Genomic DNA, 24,976 nt, shown 5'->3' on the forward strand with positions numbered 1-24,976 from the left:
AATTCATCGGCTGGTAGCTTTTACTTTATCTGCTGCCGGTCTTTGCCATACAGCACACAGGATGCGCGATGACTCAACAGACTCACACCATTGCTGAATCGAATAAATTCATTGTCCTCGATAAGTACTCTAAAGCATGGGAGACAGGTGATAACTACCAGAGTGAATCGGATCTGGAGCGTGAACTGATTCAGGACCTGTGCAATCAGGGATATGAATTTGTTTCCTTCACCACTCAGCCGCTGATGCTGGCGAATATCCGCACGCAGCTTCAGGCGCTTAACGGCGTGGTATTTAATGACAGTGAATGGCGACGGTTCTGTGAGAGCTATCTGGACAGCCCGGGCGACACCAGCCTGGATAAGACCCGTAAAATTCATATCGATTACATCTGCGACTTCACCTTTGATAATGGCCAGCTTGAAAACATTTACCTGATTGATAGAAAGAATCTGGTCCGCAACAAGGTACAGGTTATCCAGCAGTTTGAGCAGACCGGCTCACGCGCAAACCGCTATGACGTCACCATCCTGGTCAATGGTCTGCCATTGGTTCAGGTTGAGCTGAAAAAACGTGGCGTGGCGATTCGGGAGGCCTTTAACCAGATACACCGTTACAGCAAAGAGAGCTTTAACAGCGATAACTCCCTTTTCAGGTATCTTCAGCTGTTTGTGATTTCTAACGGCACCGATACCCGCTACTTTGCCAACACCACTAAACGGGATAAAAACAGTTTTGACTTCACCATGAACTGGGCGAAGTCCGATAACACGCTAATTAAAGACCTTAAGGACTTTACTGCCACTTTCTTTCAGAAGCATACCTTACTGCATATTTTGTTTAACTACAGCGTGTTTGACAGCAGCCAGACGCTGCTGGTGATGCGTCCCTATCAGATTGCTGCCACTGAACGCATTCTGTGGAAAATTAATAGCTCCTTTAAATCAAAAGACTGGTCAAAACCTGAGAGCGGCGGCTTTATATGGCATACCACCGGCTCGGGTAAAACCCTTACCAGCTTCAAGGCTGCAAGGCTTGCTACTGAACTAGAGTTCATCGATAAAGTTTTCTTTGTGGTTGATCGCAAGGACCTCGATTATCAGACCATGAAGGAGTACCAGCGCTTTTCACCGGACAGCGTCAATGGCTCAGATAACACCGCCGGCCTGAAGCGTAATCTGGAGAAGGATGATAATAAAATCATCGTCACCACCATTCAGAAGCTCAATAACCTGATGAAGGGAGAGGCAGATTTACCGGTATACCGGCAGCAGGTGGTGTTTATCTTTGATGAGTGCCACCGCAGCCAGTTTGGTGAGGCTCAGAAGAACCTGAACAAAAAATTCACCCGCTTTTATCAGTTCGGCTTTACCGGCACGCCGATTTTCCCGCAGAACGCTCTGGGGGCAGAAACCACGGCCAGCGTGTTCGGTCGCGAGTTGCACTCTTATGTAATCACTGATGCCATCCGGGATGAAAAAGTGCTGAAATTTAAGGTGGACTACAATGATGTCCGCCCGCAGTTCAAGGCAATGGAAACGGAAACCGATGACAAAAAACTCAGCGCAGCGGAAAACCAACAGGCCTTTTTGCACCCGCGCCGCATTGATGAAATCACCCGCTATATCTTGACGCATTTTCGTCAGAAGACCCATCGTGCTTTCCCGGGGGCGAAAGGCTTTAATGCCATGTTCGCAGTGAGCAGTGTCGATGCTGCCAAGGCCTATTATGAAGCCTTTAAGTCTCAACAGCAGGAAGCATCAGCGGCCTCAGAAACTTATAAACCGCTGAGAGTAGCTACCATATACTCCTTTGCTGCCAACGAAGAGCAGAACGCTATCGGCGATATCACCGATGAGAGCTTTGATGTCAGCGCGATGAACAGCAGCGCCAAAGAGTACCTGGATGCGGCGATTGATGACTACAACGACTACTTTAAAACCAACTTCAGCACTGACAGTAATGGCTTTCAGAACTACTACCGGGATTTAGCCCAGCGCGTGAAAAATCAGGATATCGACCTGCTGATTGTTGTCGGGATGTTCCTGACCGGCTTCGACGCCCCGACGCTGAACACCCTGTTTGTTGATAAAAACCTGCGCTATCACGGGCTGATGCAGGCGTTTTCACGCACCAACCGTATCTACGATGCGACCAAAACGTTCGGCAATATTGTGACTTTCCGTAATCTGGAGCGTGCAACGATTGATGCCATCACGCTGTTTGGCGACAAAAATACGAAAAACGTGGTGCTGGAAAAAAGCTACAAAGAGTACATGGAGGGCTTTACCGATATCGTCACCGGTGAGGCGAAGCGTGGCTTTATGGACATCGTCACTACACTGGAACACCGTTTTCCTGATCCGGCTGACATTGAAAGCGAGAAAGAGAAAAAAGCCTTTGTGAAGCTGTTTGGTGAATATCTGCGGGCGGAGAACATCCTGCAAAACTATGATGAATTTGCCACGCTGAAAGCGCTGCAAACAGCCGATATCAGTAACCCGAAAGCCGTCGAGGCGTTCAAGGCCGCGCATTATCTGGATGATGATAAGTTCGCAGAACTTCAGACTATCCGCCTGCCAGCCGAGCGGAAGGTGCAGGATTATCGCTCGGTGTACAACGATATCCGTGACTGGCAGCGCAAAGAAAAAGCAGCCGATGACAAAGATAAATCAACCATCAACTGGGAAGACGTGGTGTTTGAGATCGACCTGCTGAAGTCGCAGGAAATCAATCTGGACTACATTCTCGGCCTAATATTTGAACGTAACAAGCAGAGTAAAAACAAAGCAGGCCTGACCCAAGAAGTTAGACGCCTGATACGCTCCAGTCTGGGTAACCGTGCCAAAGAAGGGCTGGTCGTTGACTTTATTCAGCAGACGAATCTTGATGAATTGCCGGATAAGGCTGGAATTATTGATGCATTCTTCACCTTCGCTCAACGTGAGCAGCAGCGTGAGGCGGAAGAGTTGATTAAGACAGAAAATCTTAACGAAGAAGCCGCAAGGCGCTATATCCGTACATCCCTGAAACGTGAGTACGCGACGGAAAATGGCACCGAACTTAATGAGGCACTGCCAAAATTAAGCCCACTGAATCCGCAATACAAAACCAAAAAACAGACTGTATTTCAAAAAATAGTATCATTTATTGAGAAGTTTAAAGGCGTAGGTGGTCAGATCTAAAAATTGTTAAAAAGGGGAGGCCATCAAGGATGGTATGACTCCCCCATTTATTCCCCCGCTTAGAAGGTTTAAGAGATTAGCTGATTAATTACTGCGGAATGAATGTAACCTATTGATACTTTAAGTTTTGGTTCGATTCCCCCACTTGATGCGCATATAAGGCATTGAAGTGGGGGAATCATTATCAAATGCACATTGCATTATTTCTTCCCCCACATAATCCCCATTTATTCCCCCGCTTTAAATTCCTGAGAAACCGGCCTGATATGATCACCGTCACAAATGACACGGCCTTCCTTTTCCAGCTTATCCAGCCAACGAGTGAATTTCTTAGAGACATCGAATCCCATCGCTCGCATGTCATCTCTAACTAGCGCACGAGTACAGGCATCACCGTTGGCGGTTCGGGAGCGAATGGCTTGCCAAAGGGCAACGTGATTGTCAGTCAGACGTGAAATGCCGGTTAGCTCGGGATCGGTGTCATCCATGACAGGTCGTCCCTCATCATTCAAAACTAGCGAGGAAATCTGGTCACCATCATTATCGATGTAGAGATCTACCGGCACCAAGTCATAAGCCTGCCGTGGTGGCTCCTCGGCATCCTTCATTTTGGTACAGCTAAGAATCAGCGCTCCGCCTTCACCTTCGCGGCGGACGTTAAATTCAACATCAAGGGCAGCACGGAATGCACTGGAACCTCGCGCACCTTTGTCCTGATCTTTACCGGAGTGATGAATGACTAAGACTGTAGCCTCAGTAGCTGCCTTGATAACATCACAACCCTGAATAAATGCACCCATATCTTTGGCAGCATTCTCATCTGAGCCACCAAAGCAGCGGGCGAGAGTATCTAAAATAATCAATCTAACAGGCATGCCTGAAGCTGCTTTAACATCATTGGCGGCCCTGATGACTTGTTGCACGCTTTCGGAACTGGCAGGAAAAATGGGGCAGTCGATGCGATAGAGTGTATCGATTGGCGAGCCGTTATTGAGAGTTTCTTCCCAGGCACGAATTCGGCGTGGAACCCCAATTCCTCCTTCACCAACGACATAGATTACTGCACCTTGCGTAACAGGCCTGCCTGCCCAAGGCTTGCCTGTTGCAATATGACATCCCCAAGAGACCGCCAGAAAGGACTTATAAGATCCACTTGCACCATATGCGCTGGTTACTGATGCGCTAGGGAGATACCCCTTGATAAGGTAATCCTGCCGGGTATCAAAACCATCAGAGCCTTTGCGCAAAGGGAGGGAGGTGCTGAGGTCTGGCTTACGTTCTTGAATGCGCGAGATTGATGAGAGCTGTGAGTCTGGCTTGTACATTCGCAGATGAAATGCTTCGTTAACCGCCGCCTCGTCATGAATTTGGCGGTAATCATCCCAATCGCTAACATTTTGATCAGGGGGTAACGAAACCCAGCCATTCACGGTTACTGCCGCTTTTTCTGCTTGTACTAAACCAACGTTATTAGCCTCAATTGAATCATTTTCAGCAGCCATGATGATGTTGCTATTGGGATATTTATGCCTCGCAGTGACAGCGATATTCAGTAAGTTATTTGCAGACATCGCCGCTAACGCCAAATGACCTGTTGCAATGTTTACCGTTAATGCAGTGGCATAGCCTTCCGCGATGATGATGTTTGCTGTATTACTCGAATCGCCAACCTTGATGAATCCACCATTTTGACGAGTACCTGGCAAGTATCGTTTCTCACCGGCCGCGTTGATCAATTGTGCGCTAATCAACGTCCCATCGATATCTTGAATTGGTAGGACAATTGAGTCGTTATCAAAACTGACCCCGCCTATTGTTAGTGCTTTCTGAATGCTGAGCATTTGAACAGATGCGGATAACCCTTTGTTTTTCAGGTACGGGCTTGTAGCAAGGCGCGATGAGTTAAGCAGTCTCATTGCTTCAATTGATGCACAGGGCTTTGATACTTTTTCCCTGGCAGGCGCAGTTTGGCAGGGCAGACTGAGTTCTGAAATGAGTTTTGTCGCCTGCAGTGGGTTGCACTTTTTTACCTTAGCAATCAGATCCAAACCATCGCCATTTCCACATTGATTGCAGAACCATGTACCACGGCCATCTTTATCATCAAAGCGAAAGCGGTCTGTTCCTCCGCAGCATGGGCAAGGACCATGTTTGTTCAGGCCGGGTAAGTCGATACCTAATTGAAGAAGGATTTCCTCCCAACGATGACGAGATGCGGAAATGGTTTCAGTTACGCAATTAGTCATGGTTTGCCTCCCGCTTTCATCTTTTCATTCAGCACATTAAGGCGCTCACATAACACATCGGTAAGCAGTTCCTTGGCAAGAGCATTGTCTGATTTGACGATCGTAAAGGCTAACGCACGGCAGTAGTCGAGGATTTCTTTGGCAGAAAATGGTGTTAGATCAAACATATTGCACCCCCGAAAGAAGAGGGGTGTATTGCGGGTGCAAACAAGGAAGGGTAGTAGCCATAGGGCCGCCTCCAAGAAGTAGTTGTGTTGACTACCACTAGAGACGCTAACCCCTTGGGTGGTAGCCCAGACGGAGTTAGCGTTACCGGCCTTCTTGGAAACCGGCGCTTCTTGCGAAGCCCCCGCCTGAGCCACCATTGACAGGCGAGCGCAAGCATTGCCCAAATACTTGGGCATCAAGAAGAATTTCGGAACGCTAATTCCGACTACGGATTTTGCCGCAGTGCGCGGATTATACTTAAAATCGCCTACCAGGGAAAAAATTGAATTCAACATTACTATGCTCCATCACGTTGGTTGATTTTACTTGAGATCCATTCATCAACTTCGCTCTCTACCCATGCCACTGAGCGCGAACCAAGCTTGACGGCTTGAGGAAATTCATTTTTTTTCATTAGCTTGTAAATCCAGGCTCTTTTGACACCGGTTTTATTCATCACATCGCAAAGTCGGATTAAGGTGAGGGTGCTCATGCTTGAACCTCCTGAAGGCCATAGACACGTTCGACATAGCGACCACGCCCATCGCCGTGACCGAGATCCATTGAAGTGAGGGCATTTGCTTCTTTGCGGCTAAAACCTTGCTCCTGATAAAAGCGAATCGCATCTTGTGCCCATGCATAGCGGAGGCTGTGGGGGGAGTAGGAGCCAATCAAACCAATGCGGGTTGTAGCTGAGCGCCAATAATTCATGGCAGTTTTGAGATCAGCGCGGTCAATAAGTTTGCCGTTGCGCTGTTTAGCAATAACCAAAGCTTGAGCGATTACATTGCTAACAGCTGCACGATCCAAAATGCGTGTTTCGCGCGGTCTACCACCTTTGGTGCCAAAGACGACACTTAGTCTTTCAGCTCCATGGCCAAGTTGTTTTTGCCAGGTCTTAAGGGAGGCGCTGCATTGGACAGCCTCTTGTGAACGCAAACCCAGTAAGCGTGATAGCTGAAGGGCAATTGCTAATCCCTCATCAAGCTGTCGGGCTTGATTAATGGCTTGCTGATATTTTTCTGTTGGAATAGCGAATTTAGTGCCTGCTCGGCTACTGCCGCTGAGACCCAGCGCCCTGTTAGTTAATCTCGCTGAGGCTACTAATTTTTCCCGTCCGGCTTGATGCAAAACCGAACGCAAAGCGGCCATCTCATTCTGCAAGGTACGTAAGGCAATTCCTTGTACACAGCGTGCAGCGATATAGCTCTCGATATGCCTTGTTTTCAAATACTGGACGCTGCGAATTTGAATATTTAGCGCCAGTAAGTGATTACAAAACCTGTCAGCAATACGAATGCGATCGTGTACCGTTTTGTGACTGCCGCCAGCCTGCTTCGACAGTTGCTTCATTTCTCTACCTGTTCTACTCATCTGATACTCCAATCTGCTTCTCTGGCGCGTGGCAAATAACGGATACAGCGATGCTGTTCCGGACTGAAAGTTGCCTGTGCGCCAGAGCGGATGCAGTTGAGGTATTTCGGGGTGTCAGTGATGCACTCAGTGCAACTGCCTGCTATTGCAGGTAATCCCCCAGGCTAATGCCTGCCTCGGCAACAATTCAGATCTCCTTTAAATGGATATTTGGTGTATGAAAACGCGGTGTCAGATTCAGATACCCGCTTGAAACGGGCGAAGGTAGAGGATGGGCAGCGGTTTACGCTATGGCGTCACTTTCAGGCGTTAGCACGCAAAAGTGACGCCACGTATTGCACGCAGCACGACTGTCGCTTGCTCATGCCTAAGCGGCATAGCAAAGCGCAGCCCGCAGCGTTTAATACGCGCCAATGATTTTTTGAGTTGATGCAGTTATGACTGCGCTGTGAAGTGGTAAAAATTGTGTCAGTACTGACGCATTGTGGTGGTGTGACGCAAGAAGCTGATAGCGAAGCACTATCAGCATGGTTGAAAGTCGAATTACTTCTGATATGGAATCTTCTCGACCCAAGAAACATCACATAAGGATGTTTAGTTAGTTAAATGAACCCTCATCGTCACGCAGTAGGAGCGGTTTTAGTTGACGATATCTACTTCCAAGAGTGAGTAGATTTACCGCTCAATCAAGAGCATTGCCTTTCAGGCTACGACAAGTTTTGTGTGATCGCCCGAAGGCGTTTCTCTCAGATCACCGGCATCATCCTGATACTCGAAACATCGGTGGCTGTCATTGACAGCAAAGTTACAAACCCGAATCTACGTTAATGAGTTTTATTTTTCAAGGCATCGATGAGATGAAAGAGGTGGGCCTTACTCATAACACCCGTCAGATTGAGCGCCAAAAAACTTATTGGGGGCACTTATGGGGGCATTCAAGTAAATTGAACTATAAATACATGATATTTTTCAGCTGGTTGAAGTTTTAAGTTGAATCCTGTAGGGCGTACCATTACTTTTCAATGAGTTACCCACCTTCTCCTGACTTCAAATTTTCCTTGTGGGACAGATTTGGGACACGGACATTAAAAATCGCATCAATTTTACGTGCATGCCCCGTCAGATGGTTGGGTGCCAGGTGAGCGTACCTCCGCACCATCTCTATCGATTCCCACCCTCCCATTTCCTGAAGAGCCGAAAGCGGAACTCCTGACTGGATTAACCAACTCGCCCAAGTATGCCTGAGGTCATGGAACCGAAAGCCCTCTATGCCAGCCCGTTTTAGTGCGAGCCTCCATGAATTGTTATCATCACGGCGCTTCTTCCTGATTGCTGCTGTTTTCGTCCCATCATGCCTGGTCGCTGCTTTAGTGTGTACAAACACCCAGCGAGAATGTTTTCCAATTTGTCCCTTCAGTACCCTGCATACTGTATCATTCAGAGCCACGCCGATAGCCTTGCCCGCTTTGGCGTTCTCTGTATTTATCCATGCAACCTTCCTTTGCATATCAACCTGAGTCCATTTGAGTCTATTCCAGGTCAAGTATGTTTGACCTGCGTAGGCCAGTAGAAAGTGCCGGTACGATTACCGGACAGCTGCTTTCAGGTGGGCAATTAAGCCGCCTGTTAATAGCCTGGCAAACGACGTGAGCTAGCCTGCGCATAACGAAATGTGGCAAAAACCGACCCGCCATCGGCAAGACAACATCCAGAGTGCCGCAATAGCGAACGAACTGCTCCAGGTAAGCAGGGAATAACTGTTTTTTATATTTGTCATCTTGTTACTGATTCAGAAAGGGCAGATCATATCATCACTTAACCTGAACAACGCGGAACACAGCAGGCTCCATGCTCATCAGCACTGAGGATCTACGTAATAACCTTGCAGACAGAAAACTTGCCTGCACGCTTGCTGCCGTAGCCGGCGCCCTCAACACAGCAGCGTTTGAGGTTGTCGGTTTTTTCTCGGCCAACATGACCGGTAACGTCTCTTCGCTTTCAGATCATCTGGCTAAAGCCAGCCTTGCACCTGGCATTTTTTTTCTGTCGGTCATCTGCATTTTTATCGCCGGTTCCGCATTCTCCGCCCTTCTTATCAATGCGGGTCGCAGGAGGAAGATGCGGACGGTTTACGCCGTTAATATCATCCTTGAGGGGGGAGGGCTTGTTCTGCTGGGCATGGTTGAAAGCTGGATGAACCCAGCTTCACCCGGCGTTCTGCTTATCCTGTGCCTGAGTTTTTTAATGGGGTTACAGAATGCCGTGGTGACGCGTATCTCCAATGCACGAGTAAGAACGACGCATGTGTCAGGGACATCCACGGATATCGGTATAGAGCTGGCTATGCTGTTTGATGTGCTGAGACGAAAGGAATCGCCAAAGGATGCCCCGATCTATCTTGAGCGGCTCGGGCTGCACGCCTTTACATTGCTCTCATTTCTGGCTGGCGGTGTGGCAGGGATTTGGCTGTTTCATCTGCTCGGCTATGGTTTTCTGATTTTTATAGGCACAGGCGTCATTTTGCTGGCATTACACAATATGCGCCATAAACATCAGGCTGAATAAAACAGTGAAGCCGCCCATGGGCGGTTTTTTTATTCCCTGCAATAACCCCCTGGCGCGTCGCTTATGGCGCTTTGGGAAAGTTAAGTCTGATGGCTGGTTTCGTTGCATGGCACTCTGGCATGTTCAACACCCGCAGCGAACGCTTTTCAGGCCGCCTTCACTATTCCGTATGCTGTACTGTTCACTATCACAGCGACCGCTTGTGCTGAAAGCTTCAGCCCGGCTTTTATTGGATTTTGAGCATCTGAATTAAGCTCGTTTCTGAGCGCATATGTCACGTAATCCATTACCTGTTCTGGTGAACCGTTAAAGGTGTCACATCCCTGTCATCGTTTGCGTGACAAAAAATTTTAATAACGGCCCAATACCGCCGTTTTTTTCTTTCTGGAAGCGCCACTACCGAGGGTTTTCGCGGTGCTGGCTAAAGCGTCGTTAAGCATCATCAGGGTTTACCGGATAGCTTTTCACGGGTTTTCCGTGCGAGCTGGCTCTGATATTTCCCATAAGATCAGCATAAAATTCAAAAATGTGAAACGCAGTTTCAAAACCTTTCTTACAGCGCCACTTTTCCCCTAAGCGTGGCATTATCCACAAGGTGAGGGCCAGACAAGCCCCGTATTTTCGTGGATGGAATACTATCCCCACGATGAGGCAGTTATGAACATATTACGAATGGTCAACGCCCTTCTTATGTGCTGTTTACCCGCGCTGGCGTTCACGTCCCAGGCCCAGACCGTTCTGCGTCTGGCGTACGCTGAAAACAGCCAGCCGGTTAAGGACGCCCTTCACTTTCTGGGAAACCAGATTGAAGAAAAAACTGCCAATGAAGTAAAGGTCATCTATTTTCCCGACGCGCAGCTGGGCGGGGAGCGTGAACTGGTAGAGCTGACGCAGGTTGGGGTGGTGGACATCACTAAGGTGTCTTCCGGCCTTATGGAAAGCTTCTCTCCGGCCTATGGCGTCTTTTCCCTGCCTTATCTCTTTGCCGACGTCGAAGAGTATTACAAAGTAATGGATAACCCTGACGTTATGGAGCCCGTCTATCAGTCAACCGCGCCGCAGGGGTTTATCGGCATCGGCTGGTATGACTCAGGGGCCCGCAGTTTTTATATGAGCAAAGGGCCCATTCGTAAGATAGAAGATCTGCAAGGCAAAAAAATCCGCGTCATGCAGAGTGAAACCGCTATCCAGACGCTTAAGCTGCTGGGGGCATCTCCCATTGCGATGGGCCAGGCGGAAGTTTACACCTCTCTACAGCAGGGTATCCTGGATGGTGCCGAAAACAATGAGTTTGCCCTGACCATTGCCCGCCACGGTGAAGTCGCCCGCTACTACACCTACGATATGCACACCCGCATCCCCGATATTTTGTTGATGAGCGCCCTGACGCTGGAAAAGCTGACGCCTGAGCAACAGGAAATTGTTAAGGAGGCGGTCAAAGCCTCGATCGAATTTGAAAAAGCCGCCTGGGATAAAGAAATGGAAACCACCCGGCGACAGGCGACCGAAAACTTCAACGTGGAGTTTTTCGATATCGATAAAAAACCATTCCAGGATGCCGTACAGCCCATCTATGAAAGCTTAAAAGATAAGCCGGAACTCTATGAGCTGTATCAGAAAATCCAGTCAGCGAAAGGCTAATCTCTCAGGAGGGATAATGGATATATTAAGAAAGACGCTCAATAAGATACTAGGCAGTATATGTTCCCTCCTGCTGGCGGCCATGGTGTGTGTGGCCTGCTGGCAGGTCATAAGCCGTTATATTGTGGGTGTGCCCAGCACCGCCACGGAGGAGCTGCTGCGCTTCTCGCTGGTCTGGCTTTCGATGCTGGGGATGGCTTACGTGGCCGGGAAGAACCAGCATATCAGCCTGACGATCCTGGTAGATAAGGTGTCGCCAGCCGTGCGCCGTTGGTGGATGATCGTGCTGCAACTTACTTTCGCCGCCTTCTCCATCTGGGTGCTTATCATCGGCGGTCTGAAAATCTCCGCCATTTCCATGCTGCAAATCTCACCCGCGCTGGGCATTCCGATGGGACAAATCTACTACGCACTGCCTGTCGCAGGCGTACTGATCATCCTCTACAGCGTAATGAACATTGTCGATCTGCTTAAAGCAACCTCGACCAGGGCTGATACCGGCACGGTAATGGAGAACCAACATGATTGATCCTATCCTTGCCTCCGTTACGCTGGTGAGCATATTTGTGGTACTGCTTGCCATGGGCGCATCCATCGGTCTTTGTATCGTTATCGCCTCCGGCTGCACGATGCTGCTGGCCTTGCCCTTTGATATCTCCATGTTCGCCACGGCGCAGAAAATGTTCTCCAGTCTGGATAGCTTTGCCCTGCTGGCGGTGCCGTTCTTTGTGCTGTCAGGGGTAATAATGAACAGCGGCGGAGTCGCCACGCGGCTGGTAAACTTCGCCAAACTTTTCACCGGCAGGCTACCGGGTTCGCTCTCCTATACGAATATCATGGGCAATATGATGTTTGGCGCTATTTCTGGCTCCGCTATTGCGGCCTCGACCTCTATCGGCGGTGTGATGGTGCCGATGAGCGCAAAAGAGGGCTACAGCCGTAGCTTTGCCGCGGCGGTGAATATCGCCTCTGCGCCCACCGGGATGCTGATCCCTCCCACAACGGCTTTCATATTATATGCGCTGGCAAGCGGCGGTACCTCCATCGCGGCGCTGTTTGCCGGCGGGCTGGTCGCCGGTATTTTGTGGGGCGTGGGCTGTATGCTGGTCACTTTCGTGGTGGCCAGACGGAACAACTACCGGGTCTTTTTTGCGCTGCAAAAAGGCGTGGCGTTAAAAGTTACCCTGGAAGCCGTCCCCAGCCTGCTGCTGATCGTGATTATCGTCGGCGGGATAGTGCAGGGCATCTTCACCGCTATCGAAGCCTCAGCCATCGCCGTCGCCTATACCCTGCTGTTGACCATGGGGCTTTATAAAACAATACGCATCAAGCACCTGCCTGAAATCCTGCTGCAAACCGTGGTGATGACCGGAATTATCATGTTCCTGCTGGCTACCTCTGCGGCCATGTCGTTCTCTATGTCGATAACGAATATCCCGGCGGCGCTGAGCGATCTCATCCTCGGCATATCCGATAATAAGTTCGTTATCCTTCTCGTAGTGACTATATTTCTGCTAATTATCGGCGCGTTTATGGATATCGGCCCCGCCATCCTGATTTTTACCCCTATCCTGTTGCCGATCATGGTGAAGCTGGGCGTCGATCCGGTGCATTTTGGCATTCTGATGATCTACAACCTGGCAGTAGGGACCATAACCCCGCCGGTGGGAAGCGGATTGTATGTCGGGGCAAGCGTCGGGAAGGTGAAGGTGGAAGAGGTAATGAAACCGCTGGTGCCGTTCTATATCGCCATCATTGCCATGCTGCTGGTCATTACTTATCTGCCTGAAATTACCCTGTTCCTGCCGCGAATGATGGGCGTAATGTAATTCTTATCCTGCATCCGGGCTTCGGATGCAGGACCTTCTACCCTTCGGTAAACCACTTCGCTTGAATATGTTATCTACAGTGGGATCTTAACGCCGACTGTTTATCGCTAAGACTCCTACTTCAGAAAATAAAAGGCGGCAGAGTTTATGGCGTTAAATAATCTGCACCTGGTCGTTGTCCAGGCTTCCAGTCCGGCATCTAAATCTGGAAGGTTTTAAAAACTAAGTGATGGGTTATTTAAAAGGGGAGGGCTTTAAGATGGTCGGAGTAAGATGTTGCGCATGGTCAGCCTTATGCTGACCGACCATGCTGCTAACATAGTGCTGACCGGGAGAAATATATTTTCAGTCGGTTTTATCAAGACTATATAGAGATGACGGTTTTGCTGTCAGAAGGTATAACCCACACCGATACGGAAGCGCGTCTGACGCTCATCGCTGGTGCTTCTTACCGAAACATTCCCCACTTCGATAAAAGGAGACCAGTTTCCGGTTAAATAGGCCGTTCTGAAGTTATACTCATAGTTGTTTTTACCATTATTATAGAGGTCATATTTATCGGCTTTCTTATAAATCCCTTCAAGCGTCCAGTCAAAATTATTCCAACGGTATCCCGCCCAGACGTCCATACGGTTAATGGTGTCATCATCCCTGATATCAGAGGAGCGGCGGATGTACTCATAACGGTAGCGGGCACCCAGCCACCAGCTGTCATCGAGCTTCCAGGTTGCTCTGAAATAAGGTTTATAAACGGAGTAGCCGTTGCCCGTCTCCAGTACGATGCCCGGTTGCCAGGCTACCGCGCCACTCGTGAACTGGTAGCTTGCGGTATATTCATTGCCCTGAACTTCCATATCGTTAAAGGCTTTATTAGTATCATCCCCGCCTGATTTTGAAATAGCCTCAATAGCAAATCCAAATCCATTATCAAAGCGGTGGGAAATATAGGCGCGATCGTAGTTAGCTTTACTGTCGTCAAGATACTCATGGCGAACATCGACATACACCGCATGGGCACTTGTGGCAACAAGAGGTAGTAAAAGTAAAAGTGACTTTTTCATGGTAGATCCATTTTTATATTAAAGGAGGAGGAAGTGGAGTACTTCTTGTAAAACCCCACGCTGAAATGTAAGTCTTATGAAACGATGTTTCAATTTGTTTTTATGGCCACTTTAGAAAATTGAGAAGTGATTCAAAAATAAGAAAACTAGTTTTAAATAAATCTCCCTGGGGTGAATCAGAAAAACGAAAGGTAAACAGGCTTGATTTGTTTTTTTGGAGGGGGGAGGTGAGTAAGTCGCTGTTTTTTTAAGCGCGCTCTGTAAAGCCTCGCACGAGCTAATTATTTGGGTGTGAAGTAGTGAATAAAAAAGGGCATTTAAATTTACGTATGTAATATTATTAAATTTATCATTTGTGACCCGGCATGTACCCATCTTTATTTTATTGCCAGCCTGCCAGGCTGGCTGTCATTTCCGCGAAGGTAAAGCCTTCCGGCAATTTTTCCTTTGGTAAACCCTGCGCAGAAATAGTTCGCCAGACGAAAATGCCCGCAACCGGCCAGCCGCGCACCATAATTTGACAGGCCCTGTTCGCTTTCTGTCCGTACGCAACGGACTCCACCAGCGATGGGCGGAAAAAACGGGCAGGGCGTTCTACACTTATTGTCATCCTGACTAACTTAAGAGGTGATTATGACTGAACGTCCTGATTATGACGATCCGCTTCCCCATCATGAAGTTGTTACAGAGTTCCCGGAAAAGGAAGATGATATGCCGATCGGGGATGATGAGCCGGTCGGGGATGACGATGACTGGGGCACTGAGCCTGACAAGATTTAAAACGACCTAAGCCGCCTGCGTGCGGTTTTTTATCGCCTGTATAACACGCAGGATCTTTGCTGTTGAAGCTTCCCTTGCTTTTAACGTCAGTGTAACCCGATGGGCAGACCTCAGAGTCTTGTCTGTCGTCCAGCTTTGAATGATAAAGAATCCACAGAAAACACCTGTTACGAGCCTGCATGAGCGTTATGTACAGCGGGAGCGGGAACAGAACATCACCCGGGAAACATAAGATTTAACCTTATTAAATTTGATGTTGAGACGAACGATACAAACAAGTCATGTGATGCAATGAAGTGATTTACCTTTACTCTAGAATCCCCCTTTAATTTTCCGCTACAACCCAAACCTAATCGCTCATTATTTGCGTTGGATGAGGTGATTTTTTTAGGAAATGACTGGAAAAAGGTTTTTTATACTTTTTTAGATCTTCCAGGAAAAATCTCATTACTTAAGTGTTACCCTTTGCATCCTTGCTTACAAAAAGCTTACAATCAGTTTTGTTAATCCTTTATGAAAACAACAATAACAGGGAAGTGGCTGGCGCTTGCTGCTGGATTATTTATCAGCAGCGTGATTGCAGCGCCCGTATCGCCCGGCGATCGTGATTTTATCCAGCAGCAACAACAAGAACGGCTGAGGCAGAATCAGCATCAGCGTGATGCCCTACGCCAGACGCTATCACCGCAGGCCGCGCCAGCGCCTGTTTCTGGGGGTTCCGGCCCATGTTTCCCTGTGCGTAATATTGTGATTCGCAATGTATCGCTTTTATCCGTGCAGCAGCAGAAGAACCTTACTGAACCTTATAGCAATCGTTGTCTGAACTTAACGGAAATTAACTCTCTGGTGCATGATATTTCCGACTGGTATATGCAACGGGGATATATTACCAGCCGCGCTTATTTAGTTGAGCAGGATTTGTCTGAGGGTGAATTAGTCATTCCGGTACTGGAAGGGAAGCTGGATGCCATCCGGCTCGAAGGTAAGCATCCGCGAATGCTGAATATGGCTTTTCCCGGTCTGGAAGGAAAAGTGCTGAACCTGCGCGATATTGAGCAGGGCATGGAGCAGATTAACCGTATTCGCGTTACGCCGGTGCAGATTGAAATCCTGCCATCGCCTGAAGCCGGTTATTCGGTGGTAAATCTCACAGCAAAACCGGAATTCCCGTTAAGCGCCTCGTTCGGCTTTGATAACAGCGGACAGAAAAGCACGGGTGTCGGTCAGCTGAACGCTGCGCTGACCGGTAATAACCTGCTGGGTCTGGCCGATCGCTGGTTTATCAGCGGCGGCCGCAGCAGCGACTTCAGCGACTGGCGCGACGCGCAGAATGTTCAGGCGGGAGTCAGTGTGCCTTACGGCTACGGCCTCTTTGATTACAGTTACAGCTGGAGCAACTACCACAGCAGCTTCGTCAACAATGGCTTCACCTGGCTGAGCAACGGCGACAACGTTGCCCACCGGCTTAATGGCTCATGGGTCCTGTTTCGCGATGGTGATATCAAAACCGGCGTACAGGCCGGACTGAATCACTATTCCAGCCACAACTTCCTTAACAATACCTTACTCCAGAGCAGCAGCCGCAAAATCACCAGCATCCAGCTAGGCATTAACCATACCCAAAAGTTACTCGGCGGTGTTGCCACGCTCAACCCGACCTTCAGCCGCGGCATGCAGTGGTTTGATGCCGAGCGTGACGCGGGTAAAAACGACGATCTGCCGAAAGCCCAGTTCCGTAAGTGGAGCCTCAGCGGCAGTTTTCAGCGCCCGGTGACCGACAAATTATGGTGGTTGAGCAGCGTCTATGGCCAGTGGTCACCGGACCGCCTGTACGGCAGCGAACGCCTGACGATAGGCGGCGAAAGCTCGGTACGTGGCTTTAAGGAGCAGTACCTCTCCGGCGATAACGGCGGCTACCTGCGTAATGAACTTAGCTACAGCCTCTTTACGATACCGTTTCTGGGAGAGGTCAGCGCCACCGCTGCCGTTGACGGCGGCTGGCTTAAAAGCGACGCACAAAACCGCGAATCCACCGGCACAATCTGGGGCAGCGCGGTTGGCGTCGGCACCCGTAACAAAAATTTCTATACCCAGTACACAGTGGGCATTCCGGTCAGCTACCCCGGCTATCTGCAACCGGACCCCGTCAGCATTTACGCCCGTATCGGGCTGGTTTTCTAAGAGGCAATGATTATGGACGATCGTCAACCTGTTTCCCTGGCGCGGCGCGCGCTGAGCTACGCGATCTGTTATCTGATTGCCGTACAGCCGATGTTGCCGGCGGCGGCAGCAGTCATAACCCCGGTAACGCCCGGCACGAAAATGGATGCTGCGGGTAACGGTGTGCCGGTGATAAACATCGCCACGCCCAGTCAGGCGGGCATATCCCATAATCAGTACCAGCAGTACAATGTTGGCAAAGAGGGGCTGATCCTTAACAACGCCACGGGTCAGCTTAATCAGACCCAGCTGGGCGGACTGATCCAGAACAACCCGAACCTGAAAGCCGGGCATGAAGCGAAGGCGATTATCAATGAAGTAACGGGCGCAACCCGTTCACAGCTCCAGGGCTATACCGAAGTTGCGGGCAAGGCGGCTAACGTGATGGTGGCTAACCCTTACGGCATTACCTGTAATGGTTGTGGCTTTATCAATACGCCGGACGCCACCTTAACCACCGGCAAACCGACGATGGATGCGCAAGGCAATCTGCAGTCGCTGGCGGTAAGCAAAGGCATCATTACCATTGAGGGGCAGGGGCTGGATGCCAGCCAGAGTGATGCGCTCTCCATCATTTCCCGCGCCAGCGAGATCAATGCGGCTATTCATGCCAAAGACCTGAAGCTGATTGCCGGAACCAACCGGGTGATGCCGGACGGCAGCGTGACGCCGATAGCCGGAGAAGGCGCTGCCCCCGGCGTGGCGGTAGATACCGGCGCGCTGGGCGGCATGTACGCAAACCGTATCCACCTTATTTCCAGTGAAAAAGGCGTGGGGGTTAACCTCGGCAATCTGAATGCGCGTCAGGGCGATATGGTACTGGACGCGAGCGGCAGGCTTACCCTAAAAAACAGCCTCACCAGTGGCGCGCTGACGGCAAAAGGCGACAGCCTGGTGCTGGCTGGCGATCATAAGGCCAGCGGTCCCGTAACCTTGACCGGGCAAAAAGATATCACCCTCAGTGCGGGCGCAGTGGTAAGCGATAACAGTATTATCCTGAGCGGAAACAATACCGTGACGCTGAGCGGCGGCAAACTGACTGCCGGAAAAGATATCCGGCTCAGCGCTACAGACATAAAGAGCGACAAGGCGAGCACGGCGGACAGCGGTGGCGATATCGGGCTGACGGCGCGCAACGGGGTGGATAATGGCGCACAAATCACCACGGGCGGGATGCTTAAGCTCAGCGCAAAACAGGTAAAAAACAGCGGCGCCCTGCTGGCGAAAGGGCAGCAGACGGTCATCGCCACTGATTCGCTGGAGAACAGCGGTCAGATTCAGGGCGACGAGGCGCTGGCACTGACCGCCGGCAGGCTGATTAACAGCGGACAGGCGCAGACCAAACGCACGCTGGCGCTGACGGCTGACGAAACTGAAAACAGCGGCAGGCTCGTTGCTGACAGCCTGATCATCAAAGGTAAAAAGCTGGCAAACAGCGGTGCAGTACAGGGTACTCAAACCCTGGACATTACCGCTGACGAACTAAGTAACGACGGCAGCCTGAAGGGTGACATCCTGCGGGTTCAGGGGAAAACGCTGACAAACCGCAAAGAGATCTTCGGCGGTAAACGCAGCGAAATCACGGCCGACCGTCTGACGCAAAGCGGTACATTAAGCGCGCAGGGAACAACGCAGCTGACCCTGGCCGAAACGCTGACTAACAGTGGTGCTATTGCCGCTGATGATGCACTCGCTATTACCAGCCTTAGCCTCTTTAACACGGGGTCGCTGAGCGCGCCACGGCTCCAGCTTGGCAGCGCACAGCTGACTAACAGCGGTCTGATTCAGGGCAGCAAAGCGTTATCGATCGCCGCTGACCGGCTCGACAATCTCAGCGGCGGTAGCATCGACTCCCGTAGCGGCTTCACGCTGGACCTCCCGGCGCTGTATAACGCAGGTCTGATAAAAAGCGATGCCGGCCTGACGCTGGCTGGCGACACTCTGGTCAACAGCGGAGAGCTTAGCGCCGCCACGCTCACGGCCAGCCATAACAGCCTGCTTAATGCGAAGGGTGGGCAACTGCTGGCACAGAACGCAATGCAGGTGCGTCAAAAAACGTTCACGAATCAGGGGCTTCTGTCGGCTGACGATCTGACTGTTGAGGCGGATAACCTGAAAAACAACGGCACCTTACAGGGTAGCCAGCGGTTAAACATTACCGGAAACAGCCTCAGTAACAGCGGCACTTTGCTTAGTGCTGGCGCGTTAGCGTTACAGGGCGGCAACCTGGATAATCAGGGCTTAATACAGGGCGAGAAGCTGACAGTAACGACCAGTGACTGGCAGAACAGCGGTAACGCGCTCAGCGCCAGTGATGCCGATCTCCGGAGCAAAACGCTGCATAACAGCGGAAAAATTTTAGGCCAGCACGGTATTCAGATACAGGCTGACAGTACGGATAACGGCGGCTGGATTATGGCGCAGGCGCTGACGCTGCAAAGCGATTTAATCAACAGCGGCCTGCTTCAGGGCGACGATCGCGTGATGGTGAACGGCGATACCATCAGCAACCATTCTGACGGACAACTGCTGAGCACAGGCACGCTCGATGTGACTGCCGCGCAGCTGGATAATCAGGGAACGCTCCAGGCGGACAGGGTAAACGTGAACGCCGGGGAGTGGCAGAACAGCGGCAGCAGCCGGGCTGCCTCACTGCTTGCTGCGCAGGTCACGGGCATCATCAACAACGCCGGAAGTCTGACGGGCGAGCAGCTACTGGATTTACAGGGCAGCCAGATCCTTAACCAGGGCAGTCTGGTGGCGGACAGGCTGAGTCTTGCCGCGCCGCTGCTCTCCAATGGTGGCCTGATGCAGGGCAATAGTGCGCTGACGCTGAACAGTACGCAGCTAGTTAACCAGAAAGAGGGTGAGCTGCTGAGCGGCGGACCGCTGTCGTTAACGCTGGATCGGCTGGACAACGCCGGACTGCTGCAGGTGGATGGCGCGCTGGAGGTGACGGCTCGTCAGATCAGTAATGATGGCAGGCTGCTGGCCGATACGCTTAGCGCACAGGCCGATAATTCGCTGATAAACCGGGGTGAACTGCTGGCCCGGCAGCAGGCCACGCTTAATGCCCAAACGCTGGAGAACAGCGGCGTCATTGCAGCCCACAGCGTTGGCGTGACCGCCGATACGCTTTCTAACCGTGGCGCGGTGCAGGGCGACACGCGTGTGGAGGTAGCCGCACAGCAGCTGGATAACCAGCGTGACGGGACCATGCTGAGCGGCGAAAAACTGACGCTGCGTGGTGACAGCATCAGCAACAGCGGCGGCTTGCAGAGCCAGCAGGTTGATATCACCGGTAATACGCTGGTTAACCGGGGTCTTATCAACAGCACCGGTCAGCTTACCGCCAGCCTGCGCGATAAGCTGGATAACAGCGGTAGCCTGCTGAGCCAGGCAGAGAGTCAACTTACGGCAAATCATCTGCTGAACAGCGGCAAAATCATGGCTGATGGCCTGACGCTGCGTGGGCAACGGCTGGAGAACAGTGGGCTGTGGCAGGGCGATTCTCTGCTGGATGCCCGAAGCGATACGCTGGACACCGCCGCAGGGAGCCGCACTCTGAGCGGTGGCCTGCTGAGGCTGGATGCCGATCAACTCACTACGGGCGGCACCTTACAGGGTGGACAGGCGCAGGTTACCGCTGGCAGCTGGCAGCACCAGGGGTCGCTGCTTGGCACTGGCGGACTGGAGGCCAGCGTCGCCGGGCAGTTGATCAATGACGGCGAGTTACTGAGCCAGGGCGCTGCGCAAATAGGTGCGCAGACTCTGATCAACATAGGCGATCTGCTCAGCGCGGGCGTTATGACGTTAACCGGCAGCACGCTGGATAACAGCGGTTCGGTACAGGGGCAGACGCTGACGATCTCGCCAGCAAAAGTGATCAATCAGGGCAGCCTGATCGGGCTGCAGGCGTTGACGCTGGGCGCACTGCCGCAAGCTGCCGGTCGCATGATGCTGATGGCGATGGCCGTCCCGGCGCGGGAATTAACCAATAATAAAGGTGGTGCGCTGCTGACGCAGGGTACGCTGACTATTAATGGCGATACCATCACCAATAATGGCAGCTGGCAGGGGCAGCAGATTTTGCTGAACGCCCGGCGGTTAAATAATGGTGGCGCGATCCAAAGTGCCGACGGAATGCAGCTGATCCTGGCAGACAAGCTGGATTCGACCGCAGGCAGTAAAATCAGCGCCAACGGTACGGCCGCGCTGCAGGCGCAGGCGCTAACCAATCAGGGGCAATGGATCGCCAGAAATCTGACGCTGAACGGCAATACTCTGAACAACGGCGGCGACATCAGCGGCGTCGACGGCCTGACGATCACACTTAACGGCGCGCTGACCCAGCAGCAGAATAAAACGCTGCTGACGGCGGGCAAGCTGGATCTGCAGGCAGCATCAGTGAACAACGCAGGCCGGATTCAGGGGGGAGAACTGAACGTCACCAGCGGCGCGCTGGAGAATAGCGGCGCGCTTCAGGGCGATAAAAATCTGCTGCTGACGCTGAACGGCCGGCTGACCAACGCCGCCAGCGGCACCCTGATCGGCCAGAACGGGCTGACGCTGACCACGCCGGAACTCTATAACTACGGCCTCATTCAGGGCGGTGGGACAACCGGTGTTAACGCCACGACGATTGCGAACAATGCCGGAAAAATCCTTTCCGGCGGCGAGCTGACGCTTGAGACGCCGCAGCTGATCAACAGCGGCTGGCTGCAGGCTACTCAACTGATGCTCACTGCTGCCAGCGCCAGTAACAGCGGTACGCTACTGGCTCAGCAGCAGGCTACCCTGACCGGCAACGGCTTCACTAACCAGGGGAGCGCCCAGGGCGGCAGCCTCAGGGTTAACTATCAGCAGCTTAACAACAGCGGCACCCTGCTGGGCAACAATCAGCTGGACGTGACCGCCACCCAGGTAAACCAGCAGGCGGCGGGCAAACTGTTCAGCGGCGGCAGTATGGTGCTGAGCAGCAACGGCTTTGATCAACTGGGCCAGGTAGTGGCGCTGGGCGATGCGACGCTGAAGCTGATTAACGGCTTCACCAATCAAGGTACGCTGGCGGCGGGCAAGCGGCTGAGCGTGACCAGCAACGGCGCGCTGGAAAACCAGGGCACATTGCAGGGCCAGGCGCTGACGCTGGGCGCGGGCGGTAGCCTGGTTAATAAGGGCCAGCTCACCAGCGGCAGCGGCGACAGCACGCTGAGCGGCAGCCGTATCGCCATGAACGCCAGCGGCACGCTACAGGGCGGCGGCAATATTAATCTGACCAGCCGCAGCGATATAACGCTTGATGGTTTTACCGGCACGTTGGGTAATCTCACGCTCAGCGCGCCGGGCAGCATCGTGAATACCGCGCTGCTCTATGCGGCAAATAATCTCTACCTCTACGCCAACAGCATCAAAAACCAGCAGGGCGATATGCTGGCCGGCAACAGCCTGTGGATGCAGCGCGACGCGGCGGGGAATGCTAATACTGAGATGGTGAACAGCTCCGGCACCATTGAGACGCAGAAAGGGGATATTACGGTTAAGACCGGGCATCTACTTAATACGCGTAATGGATTGCATGTGACTCAAACCAGTACGCCGTCACCGACCCGCACTGGCGTTGGCGATGCGACGATGAAAATTTCCATCTGGGACCTGGCGGTGGGTGATTATGGTTATTACACCCAAACCATTACCCGTGAAGGAAGCGGCGGCAATAATTCGGGATGCGGTTGTGGAGGAAGTACTACTTCCAAAGACTACTATGCGCCAACTAAAGATGCCGCAACGCAAAAATTTGCGCTTTCCAGCACTACCGTAGATGTGGTTAGCAACGGCGGTGCGGCACGTATTGCATCCGGCCGTAATCTCACCATTAACGCAGACAGCCTGGAAAACCAGGCCAGCAGTTTGCTCGCAAATGGCAATATTCTACTCTCTGGAAGCCAGCTTAATAATCAGAGCTGGCAGGCAGGCACCCAGAATGACTACGCTATTTATGAGTATAAAGGGCCACTGGCTAAAGGAATAATTGGCGCCGAGAGAACCCGCAATGCTACCAAAGGGAGCCAGTTTACCTATACGCTTACAGGCCATGAAAATTCTTTCACCCCAGGTCAGCTTTACCGCGCCGTCATTCAGGCCGGCGGCAATGTTTCCGCTAGCTTCAGTGGCGATATCAGCAATACCAATACCACGGCAAATGCCGGTTGGGACGGCAACACGCTGGCGGCCCCGGACCTCAACCGCTTCAGCGTACCGGGTAGCGTAGCCGCCGTACAGCAGCAGCAGTTTGCCGCCGCAGGCAATGTCGCGGTCAACTCACCGCAGTGGCGCGATCAGTTGCAAAACGCGCTCCAGCAGGTGAACGGTGCGGCAAGTCTGGATGATGTGCCGACAACGGGCGTATCGCTTGCCGATCATGATATTAAGGCAATCGACAACGTCAAACTTGGCAAAGTCGCTGAGTTAAAAGTTATCGGGGACAACGGCGGTCAAACGCTGAACTCATATCAGCCGTCCCACGTAGACGTCAGCGCCTATCCACTGCCTTCCGGCAGTAACGGTTATTTCGTCGCCTCTACCGACAGCAAAAGTCCTTATCTGATTAATCTCAATCCAAAACTCAACGGGCTGGGCCAGCTCGATCAAAACCTGTTCGGCGATCTGAATGCGCTGCTGGGTAAACGCCCCGGTAGCGCCCCCCAGGAAAACAGGAAACAGTACACCGACGAGAATGCATTCCTCGGCTCCTCCTACCTGCTGGATCGGCTGAACCTGAAGCCTGAATATGACTATCGTTTGCTGGGCGATGCGGCTTTTGACACCCGTTACGTCAGCAACGTAGTGCTCAATCAGACCGGCAGCCGCTATCTGAGCGGCCTGGGATCTGAGCTTGATCAGATGCGCTATCTGATGGACAACGCCGCGGCCGGGCAGCAGGCGCTCGGCTTACAGTTTGGCGTATCGCTGAGTGCAGAGCAGGTTGCTTCACTGGATAAAAGTATTATCTGGTGGGAAGCGTCCACGGTGAATGGCGAAACGGTCATGGTACCGAAAGTCTATCTCTCCCAGAAAGATGTAAAACTGCAAAACGGCAGTGTGATTGCCGGTAATAACGTCTCGCTGAAAGCGGGCAACATCACTAACAGCGGCAGCACGGTGGCCGCGCAAAACGGTCTCGAACTGGACAGCGGCAACCAGTTCAGCAACCTGAGTGCTGGCCTGATACAGGCTGGTGGTGACCTGCAGCTGAGCGCCCTTGGCGATATTAATAATGTTGGTTCCACCATCAGCGGTAAAACGGTGGCGCTGGAAAGCGTTAACGGCGACATCAGTAACATTACCACCACGCAACAGTGGACGCTGGACGCCCGCAATAACTGGGGGCAGCGTAAATTTTTCACCGAAACATTAATCGGGCCAGCGGCCAGCATCGCTGCGCTTGATTCCCTCAGCCTGAAGGCTGGTAACGACATCAGCATCACCGGCGCGAAACTCAGCGCGGGCGGCGATATGCGGATGACAGCCTGGAATGATATCGCCATCACCGGCAATCAAATCGAGACAGGCAATGCGCAGTCGGGCTTCAAATATGGCTGGCAAAATATTGATGCTACCAGCGACAGTTCCCTCTCCAGTCAGAGCAGCCAGCTCAATGCCGGCGGCAATCTTGCCGTGCAGGCTGGTCACAACCTGGACGTTACCGCCAGCGCGGTGAAAGCCGGTGGAGATGCCCAACTGGCAGCCGGAAATGATATCAACCTCAACGCCGCCGCCACGCAGCAGAACAGCCGCAGCGGAAATTACGAATCCCATTCCTCCGGCGTGGATCGTACAACGATCTCCAGCGGTGGCGATCTCCAGTTGGT

The 24,976-nt window shown here is 51.9% G+C and carries 13 protein-coding genes and 2 pseudogenes; 8 read left to right on the forward strand and 7 right to left on the reverse strand.

Annotation, left to right across the window (positions count from 1 at the left end):
• Nucleotides 1-68: 68 nt before the first annotated feature.
• On the forward strand, nt 69-3,185 hold the full coding sequence (locus AAH446_RS08930) for an HsdR family type I site-specific deoxyribonuclease (RefSeq protein ID WP_342906350.1): 3,117 nt from the start codon (nt 69-71) through the stop codon (nt 3,183-3,185).
• Between the two features lie 227 nt (nt 3,186-3,412).
• On the opposite strand, the gene AAH446_RS08935 is transcribed toward AAH446_RS08930, so the two are convergent.
• The 6 genes and pseudogenes from AAH446_RS08935 to AAH446_RS08960 form a co-directional block, all read right to left on the reverse strand.
• The gene (locus AAH446_RS08935) at nt 3,413-4,510 is read right to left on the reverse strand and encodes a helicase RepA family protein (protein ID WP_342906384.1); all 1,098 of its coding nucleotides are present in this window, start codon (nt 4,508-4,510) and stop codon (nt 3,413-3,415) included.
• 54 nt (nt 4,511-4,564) lie between these two features.
• A pseudogene (locus AAH446_RS08940) lies at nt 4,565-5,431 on the reverse strand (primase-helicase zinc-binding domain-containing protein); the annotation flags it as partial.
• Nucleotides 5,428-5,934 carry an ash family protein gene (locus AAH446_RS08945; RefSeq protein ID WP_342906351.1) on the reverse strand — a complete coding sequence of 169 codons (507 nt, stop codon included), beginning with the start codon at nt 5,932-5,934 and terminating at the stop codon, nt 5,428-5,430. The gene AAH446_RS08945 and the pseudogene AAH446_RS08940, both read right to left, overlap by 4 nt.
• A 2-nt stretch (nt 5,935-5,936) precedes the next feature.
• A complete protein-coding gene (locus tag AAH446_RS08950; protein ID WP_342906352.1) occupies nt 5,937-6,131 on the reverse strand; it encodes a helix-turn-helix transcriptional regulator in 195 nt (64 codons plus the stop codon).
• Nucleotides 6,128-7,012 (reverse strand): integrase domain-containing protein, encoded by an 885-nt coding sequence (locus AAH446_RS08955; protein ID WP_342906353.1) that lies wholly within the window; start codon nt 7,010-7,012, stop codon nt 6,128-6,130. Before AAH446_RS08955 ends, AAH446_RS08950 begins: the two co-directional genes overlap by 4 nt.
• A 1,027-nt stretch (nt 7,013-8,039) precedes the next feature.
• Nucleotides 8,040-8,628 (reverse strand): annotated as a pseudogene (locus tag AAH446_RS08960) (site-specific integrase); the annotation flags it as partial.
• A gap of 232 nt (nt 8,629-8,860) precedes the next feature.
• Here AAH446_RS08960 and AAH446_RS08965 point away from each other — a divergent pair.
• The 4 genes from AAH446_RS08965 to AAH446_RS08980 all read left to right on the forward strand — a co-directional run bounded on the left by AAH446_RS08965 (nt 8,861) and on the right by AAH446_RS08980 (nt 13,047).
• Nucleotides 8,861-9,577: a YoaK family protein gene (locus tag AAH446_RS08965; RefSeq protein WP_342906354.1), complete on the forward strand. Its 717-nt coding sequence runs from the start codon at nt 8,861-8,863 to the stop codon at nt 9,575-9,577.
• A 672-nt stretch (nt 9,578-10,249) separates the two neighbouring features.
• The gene (locus tag AAH446_RS08970; RefSeq protein ID WP_463322795.1) at nt 10,250-11,218 is read left to right on the forward strand and encodes a TRAP transporter substrate-binding protein; all 969 of its coding nucleotides are present in this window, start codon (nt 10,250-10,252) and stop codon (nt 11,216-11,218) included.
• Between the two features lie 16 nt (nt 11,219-11,234).
• Complete coding sequence (locus tag AAH446_RS08975; protein WP_342906356.1) at nt 11,235-11,747, forward strand: TRAP transporter small permease; 513 nt, start codon at nt 11,235-11,237, stop codon at nt 11,745-11,747.
• On the forward strand, nt 11,740-13,047 hold the full coding sequence (locus AAH446_RS08980) for a TRAP transporter large permease (RefSeq protein WP_342906357.1): 1,308 nt from the start codon (nt 11,740-11,742) through the stop codon (nt 13,045-13,047). The genes AAH446_RS08975 and AAH446_RS08980 overlap by 8 nt, the downstream gene beginning before the upstream one ends.
• A 389-nt stretch (nt 13,048-13,436) precedes the next feature.
• Here the strand turns inward: AAH446_RS08980 and AAH446_RS08985 are convergent, their stop codons facing one another.
• Nucleotides 13,437-14,108 (reverse strand): oligogalacturonate-specific porin KdgM family protein, encoded by a 672-nt coding sequence (locus tag AAH446_RS08985; RefSeq protein ID WP_342906358.1) that lies wholly within the window; start codon nt 14,106-14,108, stop codon nt 13,437-13,439.
• Nucleotides 14,109-14,741: 633 nt separating this feature from the next.
• Between AAH446_RS08985 and AAH446_RS08990 the strand changes: the two genes are divergently transcribed.
• The 3 genes from AAH446_RS08990 to AAH446_RS09000 all read left to right on the forward strand — a co-directional run.
• Complete coding sequence (locus tag AAH446_RS08990) at nt 14,742-14,888, forward strand: hypothetical protein (protein WP_342906359.1); 147 nt, start codon at nt 14,742-14,744, stop codon at nt 14,886-14,888.
• Nucleotides 14,889-15,401: 513 nt separating this feature from the next.
• Nucleotides 15,402-17,069, forward strand: a complete 1,668-nt coding sequence (locus tag AAH446_RS08995; RefSeq protein WP_342906360.1) for a ShlB/FhaC/HecB family hemolysin secretion/activation protein — start codon at nt 15,402-15,404, stop codon at nt 17,067-17,069.
• Between the two features lie 12 nt (nt 17,070-17,081).
• Nucleotides 17,082-24,976: two-partner secretion domain-containing protein (locus tag AAH446_RS09000; RefSeq protein WP_342906361.1), on the forward strand; the 7,895-nt coding region annotated here is incomplete at its 3' end.

The organism is Erwinia psychrophila, assembly GCF_039023475.1.
In the GTDB taxonomy this organism is placed as follows: Bacteria; Pseudomonadota; Gammaproteobacteria; order Enterobacterales; family Enterobacteriaceae; genus Erwinia.

Coding starts and splice junctions, on each gene's coding strand:
- AAH446_RS08930 (WP_342906350.1), top strand. CDS start 69: ATGACTCAACAGACTCACACCATTGCTGAATCGAATAAATTCATTGTC.
- AAH446_RS08935 (WP_342906384.1), bottom strand. CDS start 4,510: ATGTACAAGCCAGACTCACAGCTCTCATCAATCTCGCGCATTCAAGAA.
- AAH446_RS08945 (WP_342906351.1), bottom strand. CDS start 5,934: ATGTTGAATTCAATTTTTTCCCTGGTAGGCGATTTTAAGTATAATCCG.
- AAH446_RS08950 (WP_342906352.1), bottom strand. CDS start 6,131: ATGAGCACCCTCACCTTAATCCGACTTTGCGATGTGATGAATAAAACC.
- AAH446_RS08955 (WP_342906353.1), bottom strand. CDS start 7,012: ATGAGTAGAACAGGTAGAGAAATGAAGCAACTGTCGAAGCAGGCTGGC.
- AAH446_RS08965 (WP_342906354.1), top strand. CDS start 8,861: ATGCTCATCAGCACTGAGGATCTACGTAATAACCTTGCAGACAGAAAA.
- AAH446_RS08970 (WP_463322795.1), top strand. CDS start 10,250: ATGGTCAACGCCCTTCTTATGTGCTGTTTACCCGCGCTGGCGTTCACG.
- AAH446_RS08975 (WP_342906356.1), top strand. CDS start 11,235: ATGGATATATTAAGAAAGACGCTCAATAAGATACTAGGCAGTATATGT.
- AAH446_RS08980 (WP_342906357.1), top strand. CDS start 11,740: ATGATTGATCCTATCCTTGCCTCCGTTACGCTGGTGAGCATATTTGTG.
- AAH446_RS08985 (WP_342906358.1), bottom strand. CDS start 14,108: ATGAAAAAGTCACTTTTACTTTTACTACCTCTTGTTGCCACAAGTGCC.
- AAH446_RS08990 (WP_342906359.1), top strand. CDS start 14,742: ATGACTGAACGTCCTGATTATGACGATCCGCTTCCCCATCATGAAGTT.
- AAH446_RS08995 (WP_342906360.1), top strand. CDS start 15,402: ATGAAAACAACAATAACAGGGAAGTGGCTGGCGCTTGCTGCTGGATTA.